The following is a 24,609-nucleotide window of genomic DNA, read 5'->3' on the forward strand; positions in this document are numbered from 1 at the left end:
TCAAATTGCGTTTACGAAAAAAGTTCGTGAAGTATTAGCTAATGATAGTAAAGTATACGACCCACGTAAAATTATCGGCCCAGGACGTGAAGCCATTAAAGAAACTGTGATTACAAAAATGCGCGAATTCGGTTCTTCAGGCAAAGCGTGATAAAGTATCTTCCTTGTTATAAACCACTGACGAACTTAGATTTTTAATGAAACATATATATAAACAAGACTACTTCCAATAAAACTGCAACTAGGCTGCACCAAGGAAGTAGTCTTTTTAATATAAAAAAATAATATTGCTGTAATCAAGCTGACATTTTTTTTTACTAAAATATGGATATGTTTAAATGAGCCAATCCTGTTATTTTTTTATCCAGTTTATTAATATTTCCAGTATCCCTAAGCGAGTCATACTAAAGTAATGTGTGTATAATTCTATGTTTTTCTCTATTTTTTTATAGTAAAATGAGAGGGTAATGTATTTGTAGAAAGAGTGATTAGATGGATTGGTTGAAAAGATTTTTTTTCTATTATGAAGATGAAGAATACGAAGAAGAAGTTATTGAACCAGAAAACAATAACAATAATAAGAAAGAACGAAATAATGAATATATAGAAATGCAAACAAGGGTTGCTTACCACTATCCACAAAATGAGAGATTCAGAAATGAAGCACCCACTTACGATAAAAACCAAAAAACTCGAATAAAAATGAACATGTCCATTACAGAAATTCAAAAGAACCTTTATAAACGTTATCCAAAATTAAAGTATATAAATGGTAAATCTATGCAATATGAGCAAGAACAAGCTCCTGAAAAAGAAACAGTAACACCAAAAGAGACAGAAAGTCAATATGTCGAAAAAAGCCAGGAGAAAATGGAGCAGAAACAGAAAGAAAAACAAGAAAAACCAAAATTTGGAACTCGAGGTTTCCGCCCATCGGAAGTCCCTTCTCCAATTTATGGTTTTCAAAAACGAACAAAGAAAACGGATGTAGTTGAGTTTGAATTAAGATCTTTTGAATCTAGTCCATCCATTCATGCAGATAAACAACTTTCAAAAATAGAAGATGTCCATTCAGAATATGAACAAGACTATTCCCCAAAAGTAGAAATTGAAAATGACATTTCGTTGAAAAGTGTTCAAATACAGGATCATAAACGAAAAGATCCAAGCGAGAATATACATAAGGTGGTAATTCAAACCAACGATACTTTTGCGGGTCCGGTTCTAGATCAAGAATCGGTCCAAGAGGAAAACAGTGAAAATGAGAATAAAAATGCATCTTTATTCCATGAAAAAAAAAAGCATGATTTGAATGAAGGAATGGTAACGAATAAAACACTTCCTTTAACAAATAGAGAAGATAATGACCAACAGTCTGAAAGGGAAAATGTTCAATACGATGTAAAAGACCATCTTGTAGATCATCAAATTCAACAGATCGAAGTTGTTGAACCATCTAACTTTCAAAGCGAGCAGTTAGAAAAGGAAGAAAAAGACGAAAAAGGTAATCGTGAACAAGCACGAAAAGAACTGATAATTTTGAATGAAGAGAAAGCGAATGTTGATGTTAACGAAGAAAGTGAAGAACGTTTGAATAAAGATCCTGCTGAAGAAAATCGAACAGAAAATCAGGAAGCTGAACAGTCGAAACATACTCATGATTTAAACGATGTTAAAAAAGATGAACGTCGAACGAATGCCAAAAGACAAATCCCATTTAACGTTATTATGTTAAAATCTGATCGAGAAAAATTAAAGAAAAAACAAGAAGAGAAACGAGTAACATATAAAAGGACCATTGATGAAGAGAAACCGACAAAAGAACTTAACCATATTGATAGGGAAGTAAATCAGACTGAACTACAGCAGAGTATTGAAATGCATGATGAGAAAACGACAGTATTAAATGAAGTTGCCGTGACAACGGAACGCTATCAGGAAAATATTTTATATGATGATTATCAATTTCCAGCTCGAAATTTACTGCAATTCCGCCGATACGAACATTCAGATGATGAATGGATACAAATGCAAAGTGAAATTTTGGATCAAACATTGAAAAGCTTTAATGTCGATGCAAAAGTGGTTCATGTTTCAGTGGGACCAGCCGTTACACGTTTTGAACTTGCTCCTGAAATGGGAGTAAAGGTTAGCAAGATTACTAGTTTAACGGATGATATTAAATTAAGCTTAGCTGCAAAGGATATTCGGATTGAAGCGCCGATTCCTGGTAAACACACTATTGGAATTGAAGTGCCAAATCGTAAATCCCGCCCAGTATTTTTACGGGAAATTATTGATCAACCTGCTTTTTTAAAGGCTGAATCGCCTCTAACAGTTGGACTTGGCTTAGATATTACTGGAAAACCGATTATGACTGATTTGAAAAAAATGCCCCATGGATTAATTGCGGGGGCAACAGGATCTGGTAAAAGTGTCAGTATTAACACATTTATTGTAAGTCTTTTGTATAAAGCAAGACCAGATGAAGTGAAGCTTCTTCTGATTGATCCAAAAATGGTAGAACTAGCTCCTTATAATGGTATTCCACATTTAATTAGCCCAGTCATTACGAATGTAAAGGCAGCAACGCAAAGTTTAAAATGGGCAGTAGAAGAGATGGAACGACGTTATGAATTATTTGCTCACCTTGGGGTAAGGGATATTAGCAAATTTAATGAAAGAGCTGATAACAAACATCGATTGCCATATATCGTTATTATCATCGATGAATTAGCAGATTTAATGATGATGGCGCCTGCCGATGTAGAAGAAGCGATTGCTCGTATTGCCCAAAAAGCTCGAGCCTGTGGCATTCATTTATTAATTGCAACCCAAAGACCATCAGTTGATGTTATCACAGGATTAATTAAAGCAAATATCCCGACAAGGATTGCTTTTTCTGTTTCATCGCAAATTGATTCGAGAACCATTCTTGATGTTAGTGGTGCTGAACGTTTATTAGGCAAAGGTGATATGTTATTTATTGAAAATGGAACGTCAAAACCGGTACGGATTCAAGGTGCATTTATTTCAGATGAAGAAATTGAACATGTTGTTGAACATGTTCGTTCTCAAGGAGAACCAGATTATTTATTTGTCCAAGAAGAACTGATTAAGAAATCAGATTTTGAAGAGCAGGATGAACTTCTACTTGAGGCATGTAAATTTGCTGTAGAACAAGGAAATCTTTCCACATCAAGTTTACAGCGTCATTTTCGTATCGGATATAATCGGGCAGCAAGAATGATCGATATGATGGAAGAAAAGGGAATTATCACTGAGTCAAAAGGTAGCAAGCCGAGGGACGTTTTAATTACAGAACAAGATTTAGAGAAGTTAAATGATTTATTATAAAGATGAAATATACAAGAGCTCTTATACATGGAGCTCTTAACTCTTATTACATTATATTTGTCATTTCGCTTTGATAATCAAACTTTGTCATCAACATTTTAAAATCAAATAGTTTTTTTTAATGGGAAGTGTTATAATACTGTAAGCGTTGCTTAATATTTAACTTAGAAAAGAAGATAATAAAAACAATTATTAAAACACAAGAATATAATAAGATCAAATTGATATTTTTAGGAAAGTTTATGTAGGCAATCACCTAAAGGAAACATGAATACATATACTATTCTATATACACATATCGTAATTTTGTTGGAGGTTCTAACATGACGGTTTATTATTTTGTAGGTATTAAAGGATCAGGTATGAGTGCATTGGCACAAATCCTCCATAATATGGGATTAGAAGTTCGAGGATCTGATGTTGAAACCCATTATTTTACACAAGATGCTTTAGATAAAGCTGGTATTCCAATATATCCTTTTAATAAAGATAATATACAACCTGGAATGACAGTTATTGCTGGAAATGCTTTTCCTGATACACATGAAGAAATTCAAAGAGCATTGGAATTAGGACTTCCAGTCATTCGCTATCACCGGTTTTTAGGCGATTTTATACAAAAATTTACGAGTATTGCAGTGACGGGTTCCCATGGAAAAACTTCAACAACTGGGTTACTTTCCCATGTCATGGAATTGGCGAAGCCAACTTCTTATTTAATCGGTGATGGAACAGGAATGGGAACGCCTGATGCTGAATTTTTTGTGTTTGAAGCATGTGAATATCGTAGACATTTCTTAGCATATCACCCTGATTATTGCATTATGACAAACATAGATTTTGACCACCCTGACTATTATGCCAATGTGGAAGATGTTTTTTCTGCCTTCCAGGAAATGGCTTGGCAAGTGAAAAAGGGGATTATTGCATATGGTGATGATGAACACTTACAAAAAATTCAAGCGAAAGTACCTGTCATATATTACGGTCTTGATGAAGCGAATGACTTCCAAGCACGCAATATCGAACGTACGGATAAAGGAATGAAATTTGATGTCTTTGTCAGGAATTCATTCTATTCATCTTTCTCCATTCCAACCTTTGGAGAACATAATGTTTTAAATGCGTTAGCTGTTATTACCCTTTGTCATTACGAAAATATTGACTTAAATGTACTAAAAGAAGGTTTACAAACTTTCCATGGTGTGAAACGTCGTTTTACAGAAAAAAGAGTTGGTACACAAATTTTAGTTGATGATTATGCACACCATCCAACGGAAATTCAAGCGACGATTGATTCGGCTAGACAAAAGTATCCGAACAAAGAAATTGTCGCTGTTTTCCAACCACATACGTTTACAAGAACACAAACCTTTTTAGATGAATTTGCCAACAGTCTTAATCTTGCGGACCATGTATTTTTATGTGAAATTTTTGGTTCAGCAAGAGAAAATCATGGCAATTTATCCATTGAAGATTTACAAGAAAAGATCCCAGAAGCAAAAGTTATTCATAAACATAGTGTATCGGAATTAGCGAAGTTTGAGAATAGTGTTATTTTATTTATGGGTGCGGGAGATGTTCACAAATATCAGGATGCTTATGAAAGTTTTTTAAATGAAGGTGTAAAATAATTCGTTAAAGGCAAGTGGAAGATTTCTACTTGCCTTTTTGTTTTAAGAAGGACAATTGGACAAAAAGAATGATTATGGTAAATAATATAAAAAAATGAAATAATTATCTTTTTTAACTCGAATCTTCTTTTAAAACATGATTTAATAGAAATAAGTAAAATTGAAGCTTTTAGTATTGAAAGGAGTTAACTTGATGGAAGCGATTTTATACATAAGTGTTGGTGTTATTGCCATTGCATTTGTAATATTAGTAGTATATATTATTACTACTTTAAAAACGCTATCGAAAGCGTTGGAACAGGTTTCAAATACGGTTAACAACATTGAAGGACAAGTCAAAGGGATAACAACAGAGGCAGAATCGCTTTTACAAAAAACAAATACATTAACAAAGGATTTGCAAAAAAAATCTGAAAAATTAGATTCTGTCATTGATGCAGCTACGGATATTGGAAAAACAGTAAGACAATTCAATGCATCTTTAGCCCGTGTAAGTGAAAATGTCACCCATCGAGTAGATCAAAACCAAGAGAAAATCTCTCAAGTCGTTAGTTGGGCACAAGTGGTGTTTGAAATCAAGGAAAAATGGGATGAAATCCGTACACGTAAACAAAAAAAACAGGAACAACGGGCAATTAACGCCAATGAAATATATCATAAGGAGGAGTCTTGATGGAGGAAAATGTTAAAAATGAAAGTCATGCATTTCGTAATTTTGTAACAGGAGTTGTCATCGGAAGTGTAGTTGGTTCTATTACTGCATTACTTTTAGCACCGAAATCGGGGAAGGAACTGCGCAAGGATCTTGAAAGTCAAGCATCCATTATTTTAGACAAAACAGGAGAAGTAAGAAATACATTAGTTGAAAGAAGCGAACATTGGAAAGAACAAGCAAATGATGCAGCTATAAAATTGTCAGAAGCTGTAAAAAGTCAGACAAAGGAAATCGTGGATAAAGTCCAACAGGTGAAAAGAGAGCATATGGATTCGCCGGAAAAAGTGCTAGAGGAGGCAAAAGAAAGAATTGCCATGTTATCAAAAGAAATTGATGAGCTGCAAGCTTCCAAAAAGTAAACCATTATGATGGAGGAATGGGGATGGCGCTAAAAAAAATAGAGAGAATGGACGAATTAAAAGAAATTTTAAATTATGAAGGGAAATTTTTGTTATTTAAACATAGTCTCACCTGTCCTATAAGTCAGAAGGCTTTTGATCAATTCAATCAGTATTTGGAAGACCATCCTGAGATTGACGGTTATTATTTAACTGTACAAGAAAGTCGTCCATTATCCAATTACATTGAGGCATATTTTTCCATTCAACATGAATCTCCGCAAATCTTTCATATTCATTGTGGTTCAGTAAAATGGCATACTTCACACGAAAACATTACAAAAGAAACCATCAACCATGCGCTACTTTCGTAACAATATTAAAAAACTGTTCATTGTTTTCTTTTAATGAACAGTTTTTTTATTCCATTTGTAAAATGGAATAATATGAATAGAAGATGAAATGACTGAAAATTTATATTATTATATATTTAACGTTAAATCTAATCAAAATAAAGGAAGTAGGTGTACGAATATGGAAATAAGCCATCTTCCATTTCCCGTTGCACTAATTGACCATACATATTTACTCATACAGTTTAATAAAAAATTTAAAAAATTATTTAAAAAAGCAACAATTGGTTTGGATGTTCGTGAGTTTTTCCCTACATTTGAAATTGAAAAAGACGATCAATTATTAACATATAAGAAATTCGTTAATTATGTATTCATAAAAAATTCGATTGCTCATCAAAAATTTATTGTGATTGGTATGGAGTCTGATGAAATACAAACGCTAAAAAAGGAAGTTAAGGAATTACAAACATATTTTGATGAAACGTATGAAGGTATTTATATTACTGATGCAAAAGGGATTACACTTCGAACAAATAAGGCAATTGAACGGATTACTGGAATACCGAAGGAATATTATATTGGTAAAAATGTGAGTCAACTAATGCAAAGAGGGATATTGAAAAATTCAGTTACACAAGAAGTTGTAAGAACTGGTAAAACCGTTTCACTTGTGCAAAAAAACTACATTGGTAATATTACATTACTAACTGGTTCACCAATTACAAATGAGAACGGAGAAGTAGAAAAAGTAGTTACTGTAATAAGAGATTTAACTGAACTAAATCGTATTCATGCTGAAAATAGTCATTTTAATCATTCTGTTATGAACGAAAAAATTGACGTTGGCTCCTATGATAAAGGAATCATTATAAAAAACAAACAAATGAAAAGTATTTTTCAACAGGCCAAACGTGTTGCAAATTTTGATGCAACAATCTTAATTTTAGGTGAAACAGGTGTCGGTAAAGACGTGTTAGCTAATTTTATTTACAATCAAAGTAGCAGAAAGGAAAAAGGAAAACTAATAAAAGTGAATTGTGGAGCGATTCCTCCAGAATTGTTAGAATCAGAACTATTCGGTTATGAAGCAGGAGCATTTACAGGGGCAAATAAGAGTGGAAAGCAGGGCATGTTTGAGTTAGCAAATAATGGGATATTATTTTTAGATGAAATTGGTGAACTCCCGTTAAATTTACAAGTGAAATTACTTCGTGTTTTACAAGAAGGAGAAATTCAAAAGATCGGAAGCACAAAGATCAAAAAAGTAAATGTGCAAATCATTGCTGCAACGAATCGAAATTTACATGAAATGGTTACCCGTGGCGAATTTCGCGAGGATCTATACTATCGTTTGAATGTCATACCTTTATATATTCCTCCACTACGAGAGCGCCGTGATGAGATTCTACCATTAATCCACCACTTTTTATCCAAATTTAATCAAAAATATTTATTAAATAAAGAATTCAATTATGAAGTGATTGATTTTTTAATTTCTTATAATTGGCCCGGTAATATCAGGGAATTGGCAAATTTAATTGAGCGTTTAGTTGTCACAACACCTGAAAATGAAATCAAAATCGAGCACATGCCGCCAGAATATAAGAATAGTGTTCATGTGAACACAAATCAACAAATTTCATTAAAAGAAGCCGTTGAAGAAACAGAAAGAAAGATCCTTGAGAGAGCAGCCAAAAAGTATCGTAATACGTACGAAATTGCAAAAGCATTAAGAACGAGTCAACCAACCGTTGTAAGGAAGCTAAAAAAATATAATATTAAACCGAAAATGAGCAGTTAATATACATTGATAGATGCTGAGGTTATGCAATAACCTCTTTTTTTATGTATTGATTCAGAGTTGAATTGAATTAATTTAATTCTAAATTAGTAGTTTATCAATATTTTCTATCTTTTTAATTCAAACTTGAATTAATATTATGATTTTCCGAATGGTATTTCTTCAAATTTGATTATGTCATGTATTTATTATGTATGGCATGGTTCGCATGAATATGTATGCCCGTAAGTATATAGGAAAAAGAGTTTAAATTAGTTTTTTTATACTAAGTAAGTTGGCATTGTTCTTGCATTCATATATAGTGACATTTTTTACAATAACAGCAGGCATGAGATAAGGTAAACCATTTGTTTTTTCGGAGATTCGTCACATATTTTTAATGTGAAAAAACAAAGGTTTAAGAAAAAAAGGTTTTTGGGATGTAACCGTTCACAAAAACTTCCTCTTTATCAGACTACAAAATTTCATTCAATTGAGGTGATCCGTTTGACGAAACTTTGGCATAAACATGTACCTAAAGGTATTCCCATTACAGTTGATCTTCCAGAAATATCGCTTTATGAATTTTTTAAACAATCTGTTGATAAGTATCCAAATCATACAGCGATCACTTTTTTTAACAAGACCTTTACATATGAACAATTAAATCAAATAATCCAGATCGTTGCAGCTAATTTAAAAAATGCAGGCATACAAAAGGGCGACCGTATCGGGATTATGCTTCCAAACTGCCCGCAATATGTGATTAGTTATTATGCAGCGTTACTATGCGGGGCGATTGTTGTCCAAGTCAATCCAATGTACAAAGCAAATGAATTATTACATGTTTTAAATGATTCTGGCTCAAAAATCCTTATTGTTCTTGACAAAATACAACCGTATATTGATCAAATAAAAGATAAAACCCAATTAGAACTAGTTTATACCGTAAGTCTTGACGGTGAAGAGGATCGATTTAATCACCTTCTACAAAATCGTAAATTACCAGTTCCAAATATAACGATTCAACCAAAAGAGGATGTGGCAGTGCTTCAATATACGGGTGGTACAACAGGTCTTTCGAAAGGAGCGATGCTGACACATTATAATTTAGTCGCGAATACGTTACAAAGTGCGGCAACTTCGAAAATGAATACTAAATTAGGAGAGGAAAGGACATTAACCATTTCACCGTTATTTCATGTATATGGAATGACAAGTTGTATGTTATTCACCTTTCACATAGGTGGTAATTTAATTCTTGTCCCAAAGTTCGAACCCGAAATTGTTGTGAACATTATAGAAAAAACTAAACCTACCATATTCCCTGGTGTTCCAACAATGTATATTGCTCTATTAGACTACTATAAAGAAAAAGCCTTTGATTTAAGTGTACTAGAAACATGTGTAAGTGGTTCCGCACCATTACCGGTTGAAGTGATCAATCAATTTAACGAAGTTAGTGGAACGAACGTTGCTGAAGGATACGGTCTATCGGAAGCTTCTCCAGTGACTCATCGAAATCCTATTGGAGGTCTGCAAAAGAAGGGGAGTATCGGAATACCGATTGCAAATACGGATGCCAAAATTGTTGATGTGGAAACTGGCGAAATAGAATTACCTGTTGGAGAAGTTGGAGAATTAATTGTTAGAGGACCACAAATCATGAAGGGATATTGGAATAACCCTGTGGAAACGAGTAAAACGATACGCAATGGTTGGCTCTATACCGGGGACTTAGCCAAAATGGATGAAGATGGTTACTTTTATATCGTTGGTCGGAAAAAAGAGCTCATAATTGCAAGTGGTTATAATGTTTATCCAATAGAGGTGGAAAATGTTATTTATACCCATCCGGCCGTATTAGAAGCTGCCGTCATTGGAGTACCTGACTCTTATCGTGGCGAGACAGTAAAAGCGGTCGTTGTGTTAAAAGAGAATGAACAGTTAACAGAAGAAGAATTAATTCAATTTTGTCGAGAACGAATGGCTGCATATAAAGTGCCAAGATCCGTAGATTTTGTCAATGAATTACCGAAATCAGCTGTCGGAAAAATCTTAAAAAGAGTTTTAAAAGATCAATATATTAATTCTTAATAGGAGAGTGTTAACGATGTATTTACGATTATCAGAAGAACAAAAAATGGTTCAAGAAACGATTCGTAGATTTGTAGAAAAAGAACTTAAACCACTTGAAAGTGAAGTGCTACGGAGATCAATAGAAGGAAAACCTGATCTACCTGAAGGAAAATTAGAAGAACTCCAAGAAAAAGCAAAAAATGCTGGTTTTTGGGGCATTAATACACCAAAAGAATATGGTGGTGCTGACTTGGGCCAAGTTATGCAAGCAATTGTAACAATGGAGATTTCAAAAACTTTCGTTCCGTTCCGTTTTGGTGGATCTGCAGACAATATTTTATATTATGCCAATGAGGAACAAAAGAAAAAATATTTAATACCCACAATTAATGGGGAAAAGAAATCTTGCTTTGCAATGACTGAACCGAATGCGGGTTCAGATACGAGAAATATTAAAACGACTGCTGTTAAAGATGGAAATGAATGGGTAATCAATGGTGAAAAAACCTTTATTACTGGTGGAAATGAAGCCGATTTTGTTATGGTTATTGCGATCACTGATAAGGAAGCCCATGCAAAAAACGGTCGAGATGGTGTAACTTGCTTTATTGTTGATCGTGAAATGGGCTGGCGATCGGAATATATTCATACGATGGGGGATTGGGGCCCAGCTAGTCTCATTTTTGAAAATGTCCGGGTACCAGAGGAAAATATTTTAGGAGAGTTACACGGTGGTTATAAATTAGGATTAGAATGGATTGGATATGCTCGCTGGATTGTTGGAGCTCGTGCGGTAGGTGCAGCTGAACGGTTATTGCAAATGGCGATTGATTATTCGAAAGAAAGGAGTACATTCGGAAAGCCAATTGCTGATAGGCAAGCGATACAATGGATGATTGCTGATTCCGCTGTTGAAATTGAAGCAGCAAAATGGTTGGTTTTGAATGCAGCTTTTACGTTAGATCAAGGAGAAGATAACCGTCATCTTGCTTCGATGGCAAAATTGTTCGGAGCCAATATGGCCAATCGCGTCGTTGATCGCGTAATGCAAATTCATGGTGGGATGGGTTATACGAAAGAATTACCGATAGAAAAATGGTACCGAGAAATGAGGTTGTGGAGAATTTATGATGGTACAGATGAAATTCAACGGTTAATCATTTCTCGTAATCTATTAAAAGGTCATGTAAAGTTAGGAGATTTTATTTGATTTTTTATAACAGAATACTAAATAATTAAAATAGGCTGAATATTCTTATTTAGCTAACATTCGTATTAACAGGAGGATGATTATATGTCAAAACGATTTGAAGGAAGAGTTGCTTTTGTTACAGGGGGAAGTCGTGGGATTGGTAAAGCGATTGCCCAACGATTTTTAGAGGAAGGGGCAAAAGTGGCGATTATTGATATTAATGAAGAAGCTTTAGTGGAAACAAAGAAAGAGTTCGAGGGTCAAGGATTTGACGTTTTTGTAAAAAAGGCTAATGTCGTGAATCGAGACGAAGTAGAAGCTGCTGTAGCGGATGTTGTAGAGAAGTTTGGTTCTCTTGATATCTTAGTAAATAATGCAGGTATTATTCGTGACAATTTATTATTTAAAATGTCTGATGACGACTGGCAAGCGGTAATGGATGTTCATTTGAAAGGGTCTTTTAATGCAGCTCGTGCGGCCCAAAAATATATGGTTGAACAAAAATACGGGCGAATTATAAATATATCTTCAACATCAGCATTAGGAAACTATGGACAAGCAAACTATGCAACTGCGAAGGCTGGATTGCAAGGATTTACGAAAACATTAGCCATTGAACTAGGAAAATTTGGAATTACGACGAATGCTGTCGCACCAGGTTTTATTGAAACTGAAATGACAAAAGCTACCGCAGCACGAATAGGTGTTCCATTTGAAAAATTTATTGAAGCACGGGCAAATGAAATTCCAGTGCGCCGAAGTGGTAAGCCTTCTGATATTGCGAATGCGGTTGCCTTCTTTGCGGATGAAAAGTCTTCATTCGTTAACGGTCAAGTCATTTATGTTGCAGGTGGACCAACAGTATAAAGGAGTGATGAGGTTGTCTAAAGCATGGATTGGAAAACAGTCAAAAAAGGTTAAAAACCGAGTTGATCGTTTATTAGTAAAGCGGTTTGCTGAATCCATCGGTGATCTTCATCCATTTTATATCGATGAAGAATTTGGGAAAAATTCACGTTACGGTCGAAATATTGCACCACCAACGTTTCCACGGACTTTTGAATATGGCGAAATTGCAGGGGTTGATTTACCAAAGAAAGGGTTAATTCACGGAGAAGAAACATATATTTATAGCCGTCCTCTTTTTGTAGATGAAGAGATTTACTGTTATGCAAGAATTGAAGAATACTATGAAAAAGTAGGGAAAAATGGAGGAAAAATGGGCTTTGTCATTATCAAACGATTTGGAGAAGATGCAAAAGGAGAATTGATTTTTACAGAAATACAAAATGTCATTATTACAGAGGCTGTCCGAAAGGAGATGAAAGTGTGAGCACCATTACGGATTTAAAGCTTGGCGATCGATTAGAAGTGACTTTAAACCCCGTAACCCGATTAGATTTAATTAAATATGCCGGTGTGTCAGGGGATTTTAATCCAATTCATACGATTGATGCGGAAGCAAAAAATGCCGGTTTACCAGGAATTATCGCTCATGGTATGTGGACAATGGGCAATTTAAGTAAATTATTTACACCATATTACGGTGAAGGTTTTATAAAGGAATTTAAAATCAGGTTTGCCGGCATGGTATTCTTGAATGATGTACTCACACTGAAAGCAGATCTTGTTGATGAAAAGGATATGGAATTAATATTTAATGTCACTGCGGTTAATCAAAATAATAAAGAAACGGTAAGAGGGACTGTTCGATTTGTCCGCTATGAATAATTGTCTTGTGTTTTTTTAAGCAAAGTAGATGAACCCCATTCATACAAACGAGTATGGGGTTCATTATAGGAATTTTGTTCAGAAAAATCAAAAAATTAAAGGGGTGAATTTATGATTTTTGAATTGTCCGAGAGGACCAAAGACTATCAAAAACGTTTAATTGAATTTATGGAGCGATATATTTATCCAAATGAAAAATTGTATGAAGAACAATTAAATGAATATGACCGTTTTTCTGAGGTGCCACTTATTATTGAAGATTTAAAAAAGAAGGCGAAGTCACAAGGACTGTGGAATTTATTTTTAACAGATCGTAAGTACGGTGCAGGGCTAACAAACTTAGAATATGCGTTTTTATGCGAAATAATGGGAAGATCCAGTATTGCTCCGGAAGTTTTCAACTGTAGTGCTCCTGATACTGGAAACATGGAAGTCCTTGTCCAATATGGAACCGAAGAACAGAAAGAAAAATGGTTAAAACCTTTACTAAATGGAGAAATTCGTTCATGTTTTAGCATGACAGAACCAGATGTCGCTTCTTCAGATGCTACTAATATACGTGCAAGTATTGTTCGTGATGGTGATGAATATGTAATAAACGGCACAAAATGGTGGTCTTCTGGTGCAGCAGACCCTCGATGTAAAATAGCCATTGTTATGGGGAAAACAGATCCTACAGGACCAAAATATAAACAACAATCGATGATTCTTGTACCTCTAGATACACCTGGAGTTACGATTAAACGAGTTTTAACGGTCTTTGGTTATGATCATGCTCCGCATGGGCATGCAGAAATAGAATTTCGGAATGTTCGTGTTCCGGCATCCAATATCCTGCTTGGTGAAGGAAGAGGATTTGAAATCGCGCAAGGGAGATTAGGACCAGGTAGAATTCATCATTGTATGCGTTCGATTGGTGCAGCTGAACGAGCATTAGAAATCCTTTGTACACGTGTTCAGGAAAGGGAAACCTTTGGGAAAAAATTAGCCGATCAAGGAGTTATTCAAGAATGGATTGCAAATTCAAGGATAGAAATAGAACAGGCTCGTTTATTAACTTTAAAAGCTGCTCATATGATGGATACTGTGGGAAATAAAGAGGCTAGAGCAGAAATTGCTATGATTAAAGTTGTTGCACCTAACGTAGCCTTAAAGGTTCTTGATCGGGCAATTCAAACATTAGGAGCAGCTGGAGTCAGTCAAGACTATCCACTTGCAGCCATGTTTGCAAATATTCGTACATTAAGAATTGCGGATGGTCCTGATGAAGTACATAAACGGACGGTTGCTCGATTAGAATTAAAAAAATATGCCGAACTAGAAAAGGTTCGTCGTTAAAATTCTTCTTGAAAATTTAGGGGGATGATGAGATGCATGTCACTGACTTATTTAGTTTAAAAGGAAAAACGGCAATTGTAACAGGTGGAGGCCGAGGGCTTGGTGAACAAATTGCTACTGCTTTTGCGGAAGCGGGGGCAAACGTTGTTGTTTGTTCACGAAAAGTTGAAAATTGTATTGAAGTGAGTGAAAAATTAAAACAACTTGGCGTTGAATCTTTCGCATTAAAGTGTGATATTACCAATCCAGAGGAAGTAAAACATGTTGTTGATTCCACGGTGGAAAAGTTTGGGAGAATTGATATTTTAGTAAATAACAGTGGTGCAACATGGGGAGCACCTGTTGAAGAAATGCCTTTAGAAGCTTTTCAAAAGGTTTTGAATGTAAATTTAGTTGGAACATTTCTCATGTCACAGACTGTCGGGAAAATTATGATTGAACAAAAGGCAGGTAAAATTATTAATATTGCTTCAGTAGCAGGACTTCGTGGTTCGAACCCAGATGTAATGAATACGATTGGTTATAACACGAGTAAAGCAGGAGTTATCAACTTTACGAGAGATCTTGCGGCAAAGTGGGGACAACATAATATTCATGTAAACGCAATTGCTCCCGGATTTTTCCCCACAAAGATGTCGAACGTTATTCTTGAAAGGTATGGGGATAAAATTTTGGAAGGTACACCTTTGGGACGTTATGGAACGGATAAAGATATTAAAGGTGTTGCTCTATTCTTGGCAGCTCCAGCATCAGATTTTGTTACCGGTGAAACCATTGTTGTAGACGGTGGAGCAATTACATGGTAAAAAGATAGTTTTGTAGTTTTAAAAAAGGAAGGTGAATGTACAATGAGTAGAGATGCGGTTATCGTATCGGCAGTTCGGACAGCCATTGCAAGGCAGGGTCAGTCTTTAGCAACTGTTCCAGCACATGTTTTTGGTGCAGAGGTTATAAAAGAAGCTGTAAAACGGGCAAACATCGCCCCAGAACAAGTAGATGATGTGATTTTCGGTAATGTATTAAGTGGTGGTGGTAATATTGCACGGTTAACGGCGTTGCAAACGGGCTTATCGATCAATATACCAGGTTTAACCGTCGATCGGCAATGTGGATCTGGTATTAATGCTGTTGCATTAGCTGCACAAGCGATTCGTGCTGGAGAAGGAGACATATATATAGCAGGTGGTACTGAAAGTATGAGTCGTGCGCCTTATTTAATGGATCGACCAGAAAAACCATATAGTTCAACTCTACCTCGATTTCGTAAGTCACAATTATCGCCAAAGGAAATTGGCGATCCACCTATGGGCATAACGGCAGAAAATTTAGTGAAAAAATACAATATAACGCGGGAAGAACAGGACGAATTTGCATTAAAAAGTCAACAAAAAATGGCAATTGCAATGGAAGAAGGTCGTTTTGACGAGCAAATTGTTCCGATTACGGTTCCAGTACGGAAAGGAGAGCCTATTATATTTAAAAAGGATGAACATCCTCGTCCCAATACATCATTAGAAGCATTGGCGAAGCTTCCACCTGCATTTATAGAAGGAGGAACAGTAACGGCAGGAAATAGTTCGGGATTAAATGATGCAGCTTCGGCTCTAGTTGTGATGTCAAGTAGTAAAGCAAATGAACTTGGATTAAAACCATTAGCTGTTATTCGGGAAACGGCAGTTGCTGGAGTAGATCCAAATATTATGGGAATAGGTCCTGTTCCTGCAGTGCGTAAAGTATTAGCCAAATCAGGATTAGGCTTACATGATTTTGATTTAATTGAGCTGAATGAAGCTTTTGCTGCACAAGTGATCGCCGTTAATCGTGAGTTAGATATGGATTTAGAAAAGGTAAATGTTAATGGTGGTGCAATTGCGCATGGCCATCCATTAGGAGCTACAGGTGCTATATTAATAACAAAAGCTGTATATGAATTACACCGCACTGATGGTCAATATGCTTTAATTACGGCTTGTATTGGCGGGGGACAGGGAATCGCTACGATCATTGAACGGGCTTGAGAGCAAATCATAAATAATAGCGCAAAAATATTACAGAATTTTCAGAATTATAAAGAGGGAGTTGAATGATGATTACAGAAACGATACCAATCCGTGAAGGTGAAGAATTGGAAGAACAGAAAATCATTCCCTTTATTAAGAAGCATTTAAAGGATATTCCAGATGATGTTCCTATTCAAATAAAACAATTTCGGGCTGGTCGTTCTAACTTGACTTATTTAATTCAAATTGGTAAATGGGAGGCTGTTTTACGTAGGCCACCAATCGGACCTGTTGCTCCAAAAGCACATGATATGGTAAGGGAATATACCATTTTAAAAGAAATTCATCAATATTTCCCGCAAGCACCAACTCCATATTTATTAGCTGATGAATCGGTGATTGGTCGACCATTTTTCTTAATGGAGCGAAAAAAAGGGATCGTATTGGATGAACAGATGCCAGAAAATATAACTCCAACAAAACAATTGGGTAGACAGCTATCTCAAAAAATGGTTGATACTCTTGTTCAACTACACAGCATTGATTATAAAAATACAAAGCTAGTAACCATGACAAAACCAGAAGGCTTTTTAGAAAGACAAGTATATGGTTGGATTAAACGTTACGAATTAGCAAAGACAGAAGACATACCTCAGGTGGAAAGAGTGAAGAAGTGGCTTACATCAAATATACCAAAACCGACGGAACCAACCATTATTCATTATGATTTTAAATTAAATAATATTATGTTTGATTATAAATTAAACGAAATTATAGGTGTGTTTGACTGGGAGATGACAACAGTTGGTGATCCGCTTGCAGATTTAGGGGTTGCCGTCAGTTATATTATTGAAAAAAATGACTCTTCGTTGTTAAAATGGCCGGATGAAAAGGGGGCAATAACAACGATGCCCGGATTTATGACGAGAAGAGAATTTATAGAAAGTTACGCTAAAAAAAGTGGACGTGATGTGGAGCATATGAACTTTTATTTAACCTTTGCTTTTTTTAAATTAGCTGGTATTGTACAACAAATTTTTTACAGATATAAAAAAGGTCAAACGAAGGATGAAAGATTTAGAAATATGAATCAATATGTAAAAAATTTACTATGGTACGCAGCAGAGTTGACGACAAAAAAATTCTAATTTATGAATAATATCTTATCGTTTATTTGTCATTTGAGGTGCTATGAATGGGAAAAATCCATGTTCTTTTGAAAAAAGAAGAACTTGAACAAGAAAGATTAGATCAAAATAAAATTGTTGTTGTTTTTGATATTTTATTAGCAACTTCTACAATTACGACGTTGCTCGCTCATGGTGCAAAAGAAGTGATTCCCGTATTAGATTTTGAGGAAGCAATCAGTGAAGCTGAAAATCGAAATAGTCAGGAGATCTTAAAAGTTGGTGAATATAGAGGAAAAATCATTGAAGGATTTCTTTATCCCTACCCCCATATGTTAAAGAGTAAAGTAAAGGGAAAGACAGTCATATTATCTACAACTAATGGTACCGTTGCGATTAAAAAAGCAAGTAGGGCTAAAAAGGTTTATGCTTCCTCTCTTTTAAATGCAAAGGCAGTGGCTGGAAAAATTCTCGAAACTTATAAAGATGAAACCATTTTGCTCGTTTGTGCAGGATCCTTTGGTCGTTTCAATGTTGAAGACTTTTATGGAGCCGGTTATTTCATCGAATGTTTATGTCAATTAAAAAATCATTGGGATCTAACGGATGCTGCTTTCACTGCTTACTTAATCTATAAAAATAGCATGGAACATTCGAGTGAATTGCTTAAAAAGTCGAAGGTGGGACGCATGATGGTTGAACATGGATATGAAAAGGAAATTGATTTTATCACACAGAAAAATGTGTATGATGTGGTACCGTTTTTAAAGAATAAAGTAAGTCTGGTTACTTAAGGGGGGATCGTTCTGGAAACCTTCATTCAACAGTTATTTAATGGTTTAACGGTTGGAAGTATATATAGTTTAGTGGCCTTGGGTTTAACATTAGTTTATGGCATATTGCATATTCCAAATTTCGCCCATGGGGCTCTTTATATGTTAGGTGCTTATATTACTTTAACGATGATGACATCCTTTGGTGTACACTATGTGATTGGGATTATAGTAGCTATTTTCGTTGTCGGTCTTTTAAGTGTCTTAATGGAGCGACTCGTCTTTTATCCGTTACGTGATGCCCCGCCCATACAAGATAAGGTAGCTGCCATTGGTATTCTACTTTTCTTAGAGGCGTTAGCTCAACTTATTTGGGGACCACATTATTTGCAAATGTCGACCCCCTTTAATCAAATTATCGAGATTGGTAGTTTAACCATTACATTACAGCGCATCATTATTGTAATCACTGCAGTCGCTGTCATGATTATATTATGGCTGTTTTTAAAGAAGACATATATGGGTGCAAGTATTCTGGCAATGGCTCAAAATCGTGACGGTGCTGCTCTCGTTGGGATCAATACGAATAAAGTTGCAATGGTTACTTTTTTTATAGCAGGCGGTTTAGCTGCAATTGGCGCTTCATTAACGTCACCAATTAATCTAGTGTTTCCAGGAATGGGACATCTTGTTATCTTAAAAGCCTTTGTTATTATTATTCTTGGCGGAATGGGGAGTATTCCTGGCGCAATTTTAGGAGGCTATATTCTAGGTTTTACAGAAGCAATAGGAGCTACATATATATCGAACGACTATAAAGACATTATTGCTTTTGTATTACTCATCATCATACTAACCTTCAAACCACAAGGAATCTTTACAAGGGGGGAGACAAGATGAGCATTCTAAATAAACGAATGATCATTATCATCTTGATTTTATTAGCAGTACTCTTCCCGTTCATCGTTCCTAATCAATATTACATTTACATTATGTCCCTATCATTTATTTGGATCATAGCTGTATACGGACTGAATTTAGTAGCAGGATTTACAGGGTATTTATCATTAGCTCATGCCGGTTTTTTTGCCATTGGTGCTTATGCCATGGGGATATTGACAACGAAGGCAGGGATGGGATTTTGGCTTGCTTTTATTTTATCCCCTATTATTACAATGGCTATTGGTTTACTCATAGGCATTTTTGCTCTCCGAACGAAAGAACATTTTTTTGCCATTTACACACTATGTGTTGGTTACATCATTTATTTACTTATAGATAAATGGGAAAGTTTAACAGGTGGTGTTCGTGGTCTAATAGGGATTCCACCAATTCCAAATATTGGTCCAATTGAATTATCAAATCCTGTTAATCGTTATTACTTTCTATTTATCATGTTACTTCTCAGTATCTTCATTATCTATCGAATTGTAAATTCTCTTGTAGGAAGAACCTTTATTGCTATTCGAAATAGCGAAGATTTAGCTTTATCTTTAGGAATTTCTACAACAGCTAATAAATTACTCTCCTTTGTATTATCTACTTTTTTTGCTGGTTTAGCAGGTGCTTTATATGCTATTTTTATTCGTTTCCTCGGTCCAGAAATCAGTTCAACGATTATTATGTTTGATATGTTAACCTATCTGATTGTGGGTGGAATTGGGACCTTTGCTGGTCCAATTATTGGAACATTATTAATTGTATGGACATCTCAATCCCTACAGTTTTTAGAAGATTACCGTATGTTCGTATTTGGACCACTGTTAACACTCATTATAATATTTTCACCAAACGGTATTACGGGTTTCTTTAAACATTTAACCGTTAAAAGGAAAATGAGAAAAGTTTCGATTCCTATAGAAACGAAAAAAGAGGCATAAAGGAGGGATGTTAATTGTTTCTTGAAGTGAAAAAACTGACGAAAAGATTTGGTGGTTTAATTGCCGTTAAAGAGGTTGATTATACCATAGAAAAAGGAAAGATTAACGCGATTATCGGCCCAAATGGCGCTGGGAAATCCACCTTTTTTAACCTTATAAGTGGCATGTTAAAACCTTCCTCTGGAAAAATTTTCTTTAAACATCAAGATATTACCGGGTTGCCGGCTAATAAAATTGCAAAACTCGGTATTTCACGTACCTTTCAAACTACAACATTATTTGAAAAAGCAAGTGTATTTGAAAATGTAGTCGTTGGTCATCGATTGCGAACGAAAACAAATATGTTTGATGCACTGTTCCACACACCACGATACAAAAGGGAAGAGGAAGAAAGTAAAGAAAAAGCATTGGAAGTATTAAAGTTTACAGGATTATTGGATGTGGCTGACCAAGTAGTAGCAAACATTTCACAAGAGGAAAAAAAGCGTACTGCTTTTGCGTTAGCTCTCGCAACGGATCCCGAATTAGTGTTTCTCGATGAACCGACAGCCGGTATCAATCCAGACGAAACAGATAAACTTTCTGAGTTAATCATTGAGATGGCAAGAGATGGTATTACCGTTTGTCTAATTGAACATAAAATGCAGATGGTGATGCAGTTAGCAGAAAAAATAATGGTATTAAATTATGGTGAAAAAATTGCCGAAGGCACGCCTCAAGAAATACAAAATAATGAACAAGTAATAAAAGCATATTTAGGAGGAAGTGTCAGTGCTTGAATTAAAAAATGTAACTGCAAAGTTTGGAAATTATGCAGCCATTCGTGATGTGAATTTAAGAATAAAAGAAGGAGAAATTGTTGTTTTATTAGGCGCAAATGGTGCAGGCAAAACAACGACGTTTCGAACAATTTCAGGTCTGCATTCACGATCTTCTGGACAAATTATGTTTGAAGGTTTAGAAATAAGTAGAATACCAGCCAATAAGATTGTAGAGTTGGGGATTGCACATTGTGCTGAAGACCGAAAACTTTTCCCTGACATGACAGTTCAAGAGAATTTAAATTTAGGTGGCTTTGTCCATCGAAAAAGAAAACAACAAAAGAAAGAAACGATGCAAAAAGTATATGACTTATTTCCTGTTCTTTACAATAAAAGAAATGATCTTGCTGGATCGCTTAGCGGTGGTCAACAACAGATGCTGGCTATTGGTAGAGCACTGATGGCGAGACCGAAATTAATGCTTCTAGATGAACCATCCATTGGTCTTGCTCCATTAATTGTTGAACAAATGTTTAAGAGTATTCAGCAAATCAATAAAGAAGGTACAACAGTTTTACTTGCAGAACAAAATGCCAATGCTGCTTTAAGCATTGCGAATCGCGGATATGTTTATGAGAATGGAAAAATTGTTGTGGAAGGTAGTGCCGAAGAGTTATTTGCAAATGAAGAAGTTAGAAAGGCATATATTGGAGCCTAGAAAAAGAATCAATTGATAAGGAGGTATTTATCTGTGAGAAAACGCTTTTTGTCTTGTGTTCTTCTTATGGTCATGCTTTTATTAGGAGCATGTGCACAGGGAAGTGGAGGAAATTCTGCTAGTAATGTCGTTACAATAGGATATACGGGTCCGTTGAGCGGTGCCGCTGCAACTTATGGAGAAAAGACATTACGAGGATTACAAATGGCGGTTGAAGAAATTAATGAAAACGGCGGATTTGAAGTAAATGGAGAAATTTATACGTTACAATTGGAGTCACTTGATGATAAATATTTACCAAATGAAACAGCTGCGAATGCCCAACGTTTAGTCCAGGAACATCAAACGCCAATTATTTATTCTCCTCACAGTGGAGGCATTATGGCGATGCAAGTATTTAATGAACAAGAGGGATTTATCATTGGTGGATACTCTAGTGAACCTGCTATCACAGAACAAGGGAATACATTAACTGTCCGTATTCCGCCAAGCTACCACGGATATCTTGAACCATTTACAGACTATGCCAAGGAGCGTTTTGGAACGAGGCTTGCTTCGATACCTCCTGTCACACAATATGGACAAGATTGGGCAAATGCATTACTACCCCATTGGGAATCTGCAGGAGGAGAGGTTGTTCATAAAGCTTCGGTTGACTTTTCAAAGGATACGGATTTTTTCACAATTTTAACGAATGCTCTAGAACATAATCCAGATGTACTGTTTATTGGTGGACCTTCTGAACCCACAGCGAAACTAGCACAACAAGCTAGGGAATTAGGGTTTGAAGGTGGATTTATTATCATGGATCAAGCAAAGCTGGATGAGATGAAAACAATAACTGGTGGGTCCTATGAATTATTTGAGGGGGCTGTCGGTGTTACCCCATTAATATATTCTGATTTTCCAGGTACACCACAGTTTATAGAAAAATATCGTGAAAAATACAAGGAAGACCCAGGGTCCGAATCCGGGTACCATTATATGTCTCTATTTATATTTGTTGAAGCAATGAAAGCTGCTGGCACTGTTGAAGATGTGGAGAAAATCTATGCACACATTCAAGATGGTGTGGAGGCTTTACCAGAAGATAAGCAAGTATATATTTATGAAAAAATAGACGAAACGGGTGGATTCGTACAACAAATGAGGGTTGCAGCTGTTGAAAATGGTGAAATAGTCCAAATTAAAGTGGATGAATAAACAGAAACGTTAATCTAGTTTATGTATAAATTCTTGAATAGTCTCTCCTTCAAAAGGGAAAAATGTTGGAAAAAAGTCTTTTTGAAGGAGAGATATTCGATGAAGCAAGAACTTCCCAAAATGCCGATATCCTTTTGGAAAGAGCAGGTTACATTTCCAACTTTTCCATCATTAGATAAGGATTTACAAGTAGATGTTGCCATCATTGGTGGCGGTATTACCGGTGTAACTTCCGCTTATTTACTCATACAAGAAGGTTTAACGGTTGCATTAGTTGAAGCTGACCGATTAATGAGCGGAACAACGGGAAATACGACAGCAAAATTAACAGCACAACATGGATTGTTTTATGATGAACTTATTCAACATTTTGGTGAAGAAAAGGCAAAGCTATATTATCAAGCAAATACAGAAGCCATTAAGTTTGTTCAAAAAATCATCAATAAACATCAAATAAATTGTGATTTAGCCATTGAGGATGCTTATGTTTTTACCCAGTCAGAGGAAGAAATTACGAATCTAGAAAAAGAATTAAAAGCATATGAAAAGTTGAATATTCCTGGAAGAATGGTTGATACTAGTCCGTTGCCGTTTTCTATTAATGCTGCCCTTGTTATGAATGATCAAGCTCAATTTCATCCCTTAAAATATTTACATGTCCTTGTTGAAGAGTTAAAAGAGAAAGGATGTCAAATATACGAAAACTCCACCGCATTAAAAGTAGAATTAGGTGATAAACCGAAAGTATTAATGCAGAATGGACATACAATTCAATGTACATATGTTTTAAGTTGTTCCCACTTTCCATTTCACGATGAGGGTTTTTATTTTGCTCGTATGCATCCAGAACGTTCCTATGTGGTAGCGGCCTTAACGGAAAAAGAGTTTACCGGTGGAATGTATATCAATGCAGAAAACCCAACGAGATCGATTCGTTATACTCCTTATGAAGGAAAAAAGTTAATCTTATTCAGTGGAGATCACCATAAAACGGGACAAGGTGTTTCAACGATGAAACATTTCGAAAACTTAAAAACGTATGCGGAAAATACTTTTGGTGTTAAAGAGATTGTCTATCGTTGGAGTGCCCAAGATTATACAACATTAGATAAAGTCCCATACATCGGTTATGTGACAAATACGAACCGAAATATACTTGTTGCGACAGGATTTAGAAAATGGGGAATGACTCATGGTACCGTCGCAGCTCAAATGTTCCGGGATATAATTCTTGGAAAGGAAAATCCTTTTATCGATTTATACACTCCATCAAGGTTTAAATCGGATCCATCGGTTAAACATTTTCTACAAGAGAATGCGAATGTAGCGAAACAATTAGTGCAAGGAAAAATCGAGAATCCTCCAAAGAAAATAGAGGATTTACAAAATGATGAAGGTGCTGTTGTCAAATATCGAGGAAAAAGGGCTGGAGCATATAAAGATGAAAGAGGACAATTATATATTGTAGATACAACGTGTACTCATATGGGATGCGAGGTAGAGTGGAATAGTGGTGAACGCACTTGGGATTGTCCGTGTCACGGTTCGCGATTCGCTATCAATGGTGATGTTGTCGAAGGTCCAGCTGAAAAACCATTGAAGTTACTGACGGATGAATAAATGATCG

Annotated in this window: 23 protein-coding genes; all 23 read left to right on the forward strand. The window is 35.6% G+C overall.

All coding sequences use genetic code 11. The annotated features are described in order from the left end of the window. Window positions 1-151 (forward strand): class II fructose-bisphosphate aldolase (locus OEV82_RS07800; RefSeq protein WP_263061470.1); only part of this gene is annotated, 151 nt, incomplete at its 5' end. 341 nt (window positions 152-492) lie between these two features. Beyond that, window positions 493-3,357, forward strand: coding sequence for a DNA translocase FtsK (locus tag OEV82_RS07805; RefSeq protein ID WP_263061518.1), 2,865 nt, complete (start codon window positions 493-495; stop codon window positions 3,355-3,357). A gap of 323 nt (window positions 3,358-3,680) precedes the next feature. Next, on the forward strand, window positions 3,681-4,991 hold the full coding sequence (gene murC / locus OEV82_RS07810; RefSeq protein WP_263061519.1) for a UDP-N-acetylmuramate--L-alanine ligase: 1,311 nt from the start codon (window positions 3,681-3,683) through the stop codon (window positions 4,989-4,991). Between the two features lie 193 nt (window positions 4,992-5,184). Next, window positions 5,185-5,664 carry a DUF948 domain-containing protein gene (locus OEV82_RS07815; protein ID WP_263061520.1) on the forward strand — a complete coding sequence of 160 codons (480 nt, stop codon included), beginning with the start codon at window positions 5,185-5,187 and terminating at the stop codon, window positions 5,662-5,664. Further along, the gene (locus OEV82_RS07820; protein ID WP_173658938.1) at window positions 5,664-6,065 is read left to right on the forward strand and encodes a YtxH domain-containing protein; all 402 of its coding nucleotides are present in this window, start codon (window positions 5,664-5,666) and stop codon (window positions 6,063-6,065) included. The genes OEV82_RS07815 and OEV82_RS07820 overlap by 1 nt, the downstream gene beginning before the upstream one ends. Window positions 6,066-6,088: 23 nt before the next feature. Then, a complete protein-coding gene (gene ytxJ / locus OEV82_RS07825) occupies window positions 6,089-6,418 on the forward strand; it encodes a bacillithiol system redox-active protein YtxJ (RefSeq protein WP_263061521.1) in 330 nt (109 codons plus the stop codon). 160 nt (window positions 6,419-6,578) lie between these two features. After that, window positions 6,579-8,201 carry a sigma-54 interaction domain-containing protein gene (locus OEV82_RS07830; RefSeq protein WP_173658942.1) on the forward strand — a complete coding sequence of 541 codons (1,623 nt, stop codon included), beginning with the start codon at window positions 6,579-6,581 and terminating at the stop codon, window positions 8,199-8,201. A gap of 486 nt (window positions 8,202-8,687) precedes the next feature. Further along, window positions 8,688-10,277: a long-chain-fatty-acid--CoA ligase gene (locus OEV82_RS07835; protein WP_263061522.1), complete on the forward strand. Its 1,590-nt coding sequence runs from the start codon at window positions 8,688-8,690 to the stop codon at window positions 10,275-10,277. A gap of 16 nt (window positions 10,278-10,293) precedes the next feature. Beyond that, the gene (locus OEV82_RS07840) at window positions 10,294-11,469 is read left to right on the forward strand and encodes an acyl-CoA dehydrogenase family protein (RefSeq protein ID WP_263061523.1); all 1,176 of its coding nucleotides are present in this window, start codon (window positions 10,294-10,296) and stop codon (window positions 11,467-11,469) included. A gap of 84 nt (window positions 11,470-11,553) precedes the next feature. Next, a complete protein-coding gene (locus tag OEV82_RS07845; protein WP_173660117.1) occupies window positions 11,554-12,318 on the forward strand; it encodes a beta-ketoacyl-ACP reductase in 765 nt (254 codons plus the stop codon). Between the two features lie 7 nt (window positions 12,319-12,325). Further along, window positions 12,326-12,784, forward strand: a complete 459-nt coding sequence (locus OEV82_RS07850; protein WP_377701174.1) for a MaoC family dehydratase N-terminal domain-containing protein — start codon at window positions 12,326-12,328, stop codon at window positions 12,782-12,784. Beyond that, a complete protein-coding gene (locus OEV82_RS07855) occupies window positions 12,781-13,182 on the forward strand; it encodes a MaoC/PaaZ C-terminal domain-containing protein (RefSeq protein ID WP_263061524.1) in 402 nt (133 codons plus the stop codon). Before OEV82_RS07850 ends, OEV82_RS07855 begins: the two co-directional genes overlap by 4 nt. A gap of 111 nt (window positions 13,183-13,293) precedes the next feature. Beyond that, window positions 13,294-14,520, forward strand: a complete 1,227-nt coding sequence (locus tag OEV82_RS07860) for an acyl-CoA dehydrogenase (RefSeq protein ID WP_173660111.1) — start codon at window positions 13,294-13,296, stop codon at window positions 14,518-14,520. Between the two features lie 32 nt (window positions 14,521-14,552). Continuing rightward, a complete protein-coding gene (locus OEV82_RS07865) occupies window positions 14,553-15,326 on the forward strand; it encodes an SDR family oxidoreductase (protein ID WP_173660109.1) in 774 nt (257 codons plus the stop codon). Window positions 15,327-15,368: 42 nt separating this feature from the next. Next, window positions 15,369-16,538 carry a thiolase family protein gene (locus tag OEV82_RS07870; protein ID WP_173660107.1) on the forward strand — a complete coding sequence of 390 codons (1,170 nt, stop codon included), beginning with the start codon at window positions 15,369-15,371 and terminating at the stop codon, window positions 16,536-16,538. Between the two features lie 65 nt (window positions 16,539-16,603). Next, window positions 16,604-17,668 (forward strand): phosphotransferase family protein, encoded by a 1,065-nt coding sequence (locus OEV82_RS07875; RefSeq protein ID WP_317634309.1) that lies wholly within the window; start codon window positions 16,604-16,606, stop codon window positions 17,666-17,668. Between the two features lie 47 nt (window positions 17,669-17,715). After that, window positions 17,716-18,441 (forward strand): 2-phosphosulfolactate phosphatase, encoded by a 726-nt coding sequence (locus tag OEV82_RS07880; RefSeq protein WP_173658544.1) that lies wholly within the window; start codon window positions 17,716-17,718, stop codon window positions 18,439-18,441. Between the two features lie 12 nt (window positions 18,442-18,453). Continuing rightward, window positions 18,454-19,320 (forward strand): branched-chain amino acid ABC transporter permease, encoded by an 867-nt coding sequence (locus tag OEV82_RS07885; RefSeq protein ID WP_173658553.1) that lies wholly within the window; start codon window positions 18,454-18,456, stop codon window positions 19,318-19,320. Then, window positions 19,317-20,300 (forward strand): branched-chain amino acid ABC transporter permease, encoded by a 984-nt coding sequence (locus OEV82_RS07890; RefSeq protein WP_263061525.1) that lies wholly within the window; start codon window positions 19,317-19,319, stop codon window positions 20,298-20,300. Before OEV82_RS07885 ends, OEV82_RS07890 begins: the two co-directional genes overlap by 4 nt. 14 nt (window positions 20,301-20,314) lie before the next feature. Then, window positions 20,315-21,079 (forward strand): ABC transporter ATP-binding protein, encoded by a 765-nt coding sequence (locus tag OEV82_RS07895; protein WP_173658546.1) that lies wholly within the window; start codon window positions 20,315-20,317, stop codon window positions 21,077-21,079. Further along, complete coding sequence (locus tag OEV82_RS07900; protein WP_173658547.1) at window positions 21,072-21,779, forward strand: ABC transporter ATP-binding protein; 708 nt, start codon at window positions 21,072-21,074, stop codon at window positions 21,777-21,779. Before OEV82_RS07895 ends, OEV82_RS07900 begins: the two co-directional genes overlap by 8 nt. 66 nt (window positions 21,780-21,845) lie before the next feature. Further along, window positions 21,846-22,982, forward strand: a complete 1,137-nt coding sequence (locus OEV82_RS07905; protein WP_407672754.1) for an ABC transporter substrate-binding protein — start codon at window positions 21,846-21,848, stop codon at window positions 22,980-22,982. Between the two features lie 99 nt (window positions 22,983-23,081). Then, complete coding sequence (locus OEV82_RS07910; RefSeq protein ID WP_173658548.1) at window positions 23,082-24,602, forward strand: FAD-dependent oxidoreductase; 1,521 nt, start codon at window positions 23,082-23,084, stop codon at window positions 24,600-24,602. The last annotated feature ends 7 nt before the right edge of the window (window positions 24,603-24,609 follow it).

It is taken from the genome of Pallidibacillus thermolactis (assembly GCF_025660415.1).
Taxonomy (GTDB): Bacteria; Bacillota; Bacilli; order Bacillales; family Caldibacillaceae; genus Pallidibacillus; species Pallidibacillus thermolactis.

Bases quoted from the DNA above. Each gene is read 5' to 3' on its own strand.
- OEV82_RS07845 (WP_173660117.1), top strand. From the start codon at position 11,554: ATGTCAAAACGATTTGAAGGAAGAGTTGCTTTTGTTACAGGGGGAAGT.
- murC (WP_263061519.1), top strand. From the start codon at position 3,681: ATGACGGTTTATTATTTTGTAGGTATTAAAGGATCAGGTATGAGTGCA.
- OEV82_RS07870 (WP_173660107.1), top strand. From the start codon at position 15,369: ATGAGTAGAGATGCGGTTATCGTATCGGCAGTTCGGACAGCCATTGCA.
- OEV82_RS07905 (WP_407672754.1), top strand. From the start codon at position 21,846: ATGGTCATGCTTTTATTAGGAGCATGTGCACAGGGAAGTGGAGGAAAT.
- OEV82_RS07880 (WP_173658544.1), top strand. From the start codon at position 17,716: ATGGGAAAAATCCATGTTCTTTTGAAAAAAGAAGAACTTGAACAAGAA.
- OEV82_RS07875 (WP_317634309.1), top strand. From the start codon at position 16,604: ATGATGATTACAGAAACGATACCAATCCGTGAAGGTGAAGAATTGGAA.
- OEV82_RS07865 (WP_173660109.1), top strand. From the start codon at position 14,553: ATGCATGTCACTGACTTATTTAGTTTAAAAGGAAAAACGGCAATTGTA.
- ytxJ (WP_263061521.1), top strand. From the start codon at position 6,089: ATGGCGCTAAAAAAAATAGAGAGAATGGACGAATTAAAAGAAATTTTA.
- OEV82_RS07890 (WP_263061525.1), top strand. From the start codon at position 19,317: ATGAGCATTCTAAATAAACGAATGATCATTATCATCTTGATTTTATTA.
- OEV82_RS07860 (WP_173660111.1), top strand. From the start codon at position 13,294: ATGATTTTTGAATTGTCCGAGAGGACCAAAGACTATCAAAAACGTTTA.
- OEV82_RS07815 (WP_263061520.1), top strand. From the start codon at position 5,185: ATGGAAGCGATTTTATACATAAGTGTTGGTGTTATTGCCATTGCATTT.
- OEV82_RS07910 (WP_173658548.1), top strand. From the start codon at position 23,082: ATGAAGCAAGAACTTCCCAAAATGCCGATATCCTTTTGGAAAGAGCAG.
- OEV82_RS07820 (WP_173658938.1), top strand. From the start codon at position 5,664: ATGGAGGAAAATGTTAAAAATGAAAGTCATGCATTTCGTAATTTTGTA.
- OEV82_RS07805 (WP_263061518.1), top strand. From the start codon at position 493: ATGGATTGGTTGAAAAGATTTTTTTTCTATTATGAAGATGAAGAATAC.
- OEV82_RS07830 (WP_173658942.1), top strand. From the start codon at position 6,579: ATGGAAATAAGCCATCTTCCATTTCCCGTTGCACTAATTGACCATACA.
- OEV82_RS07840 (WP_263061523.1), top strand. From the start codon at position 10,294: ATGTATTTACGATTATCAGAAGAACAAAAAATGGTTCAAGAAACGATT.
- OEV82_RS07850 (WP_377701174.1), top strand. From the start codon at position 12,326: ATGAGGTTGTCTAAAGCATGGATTGGAAAACAGTCAAAAAAGGTTAAA.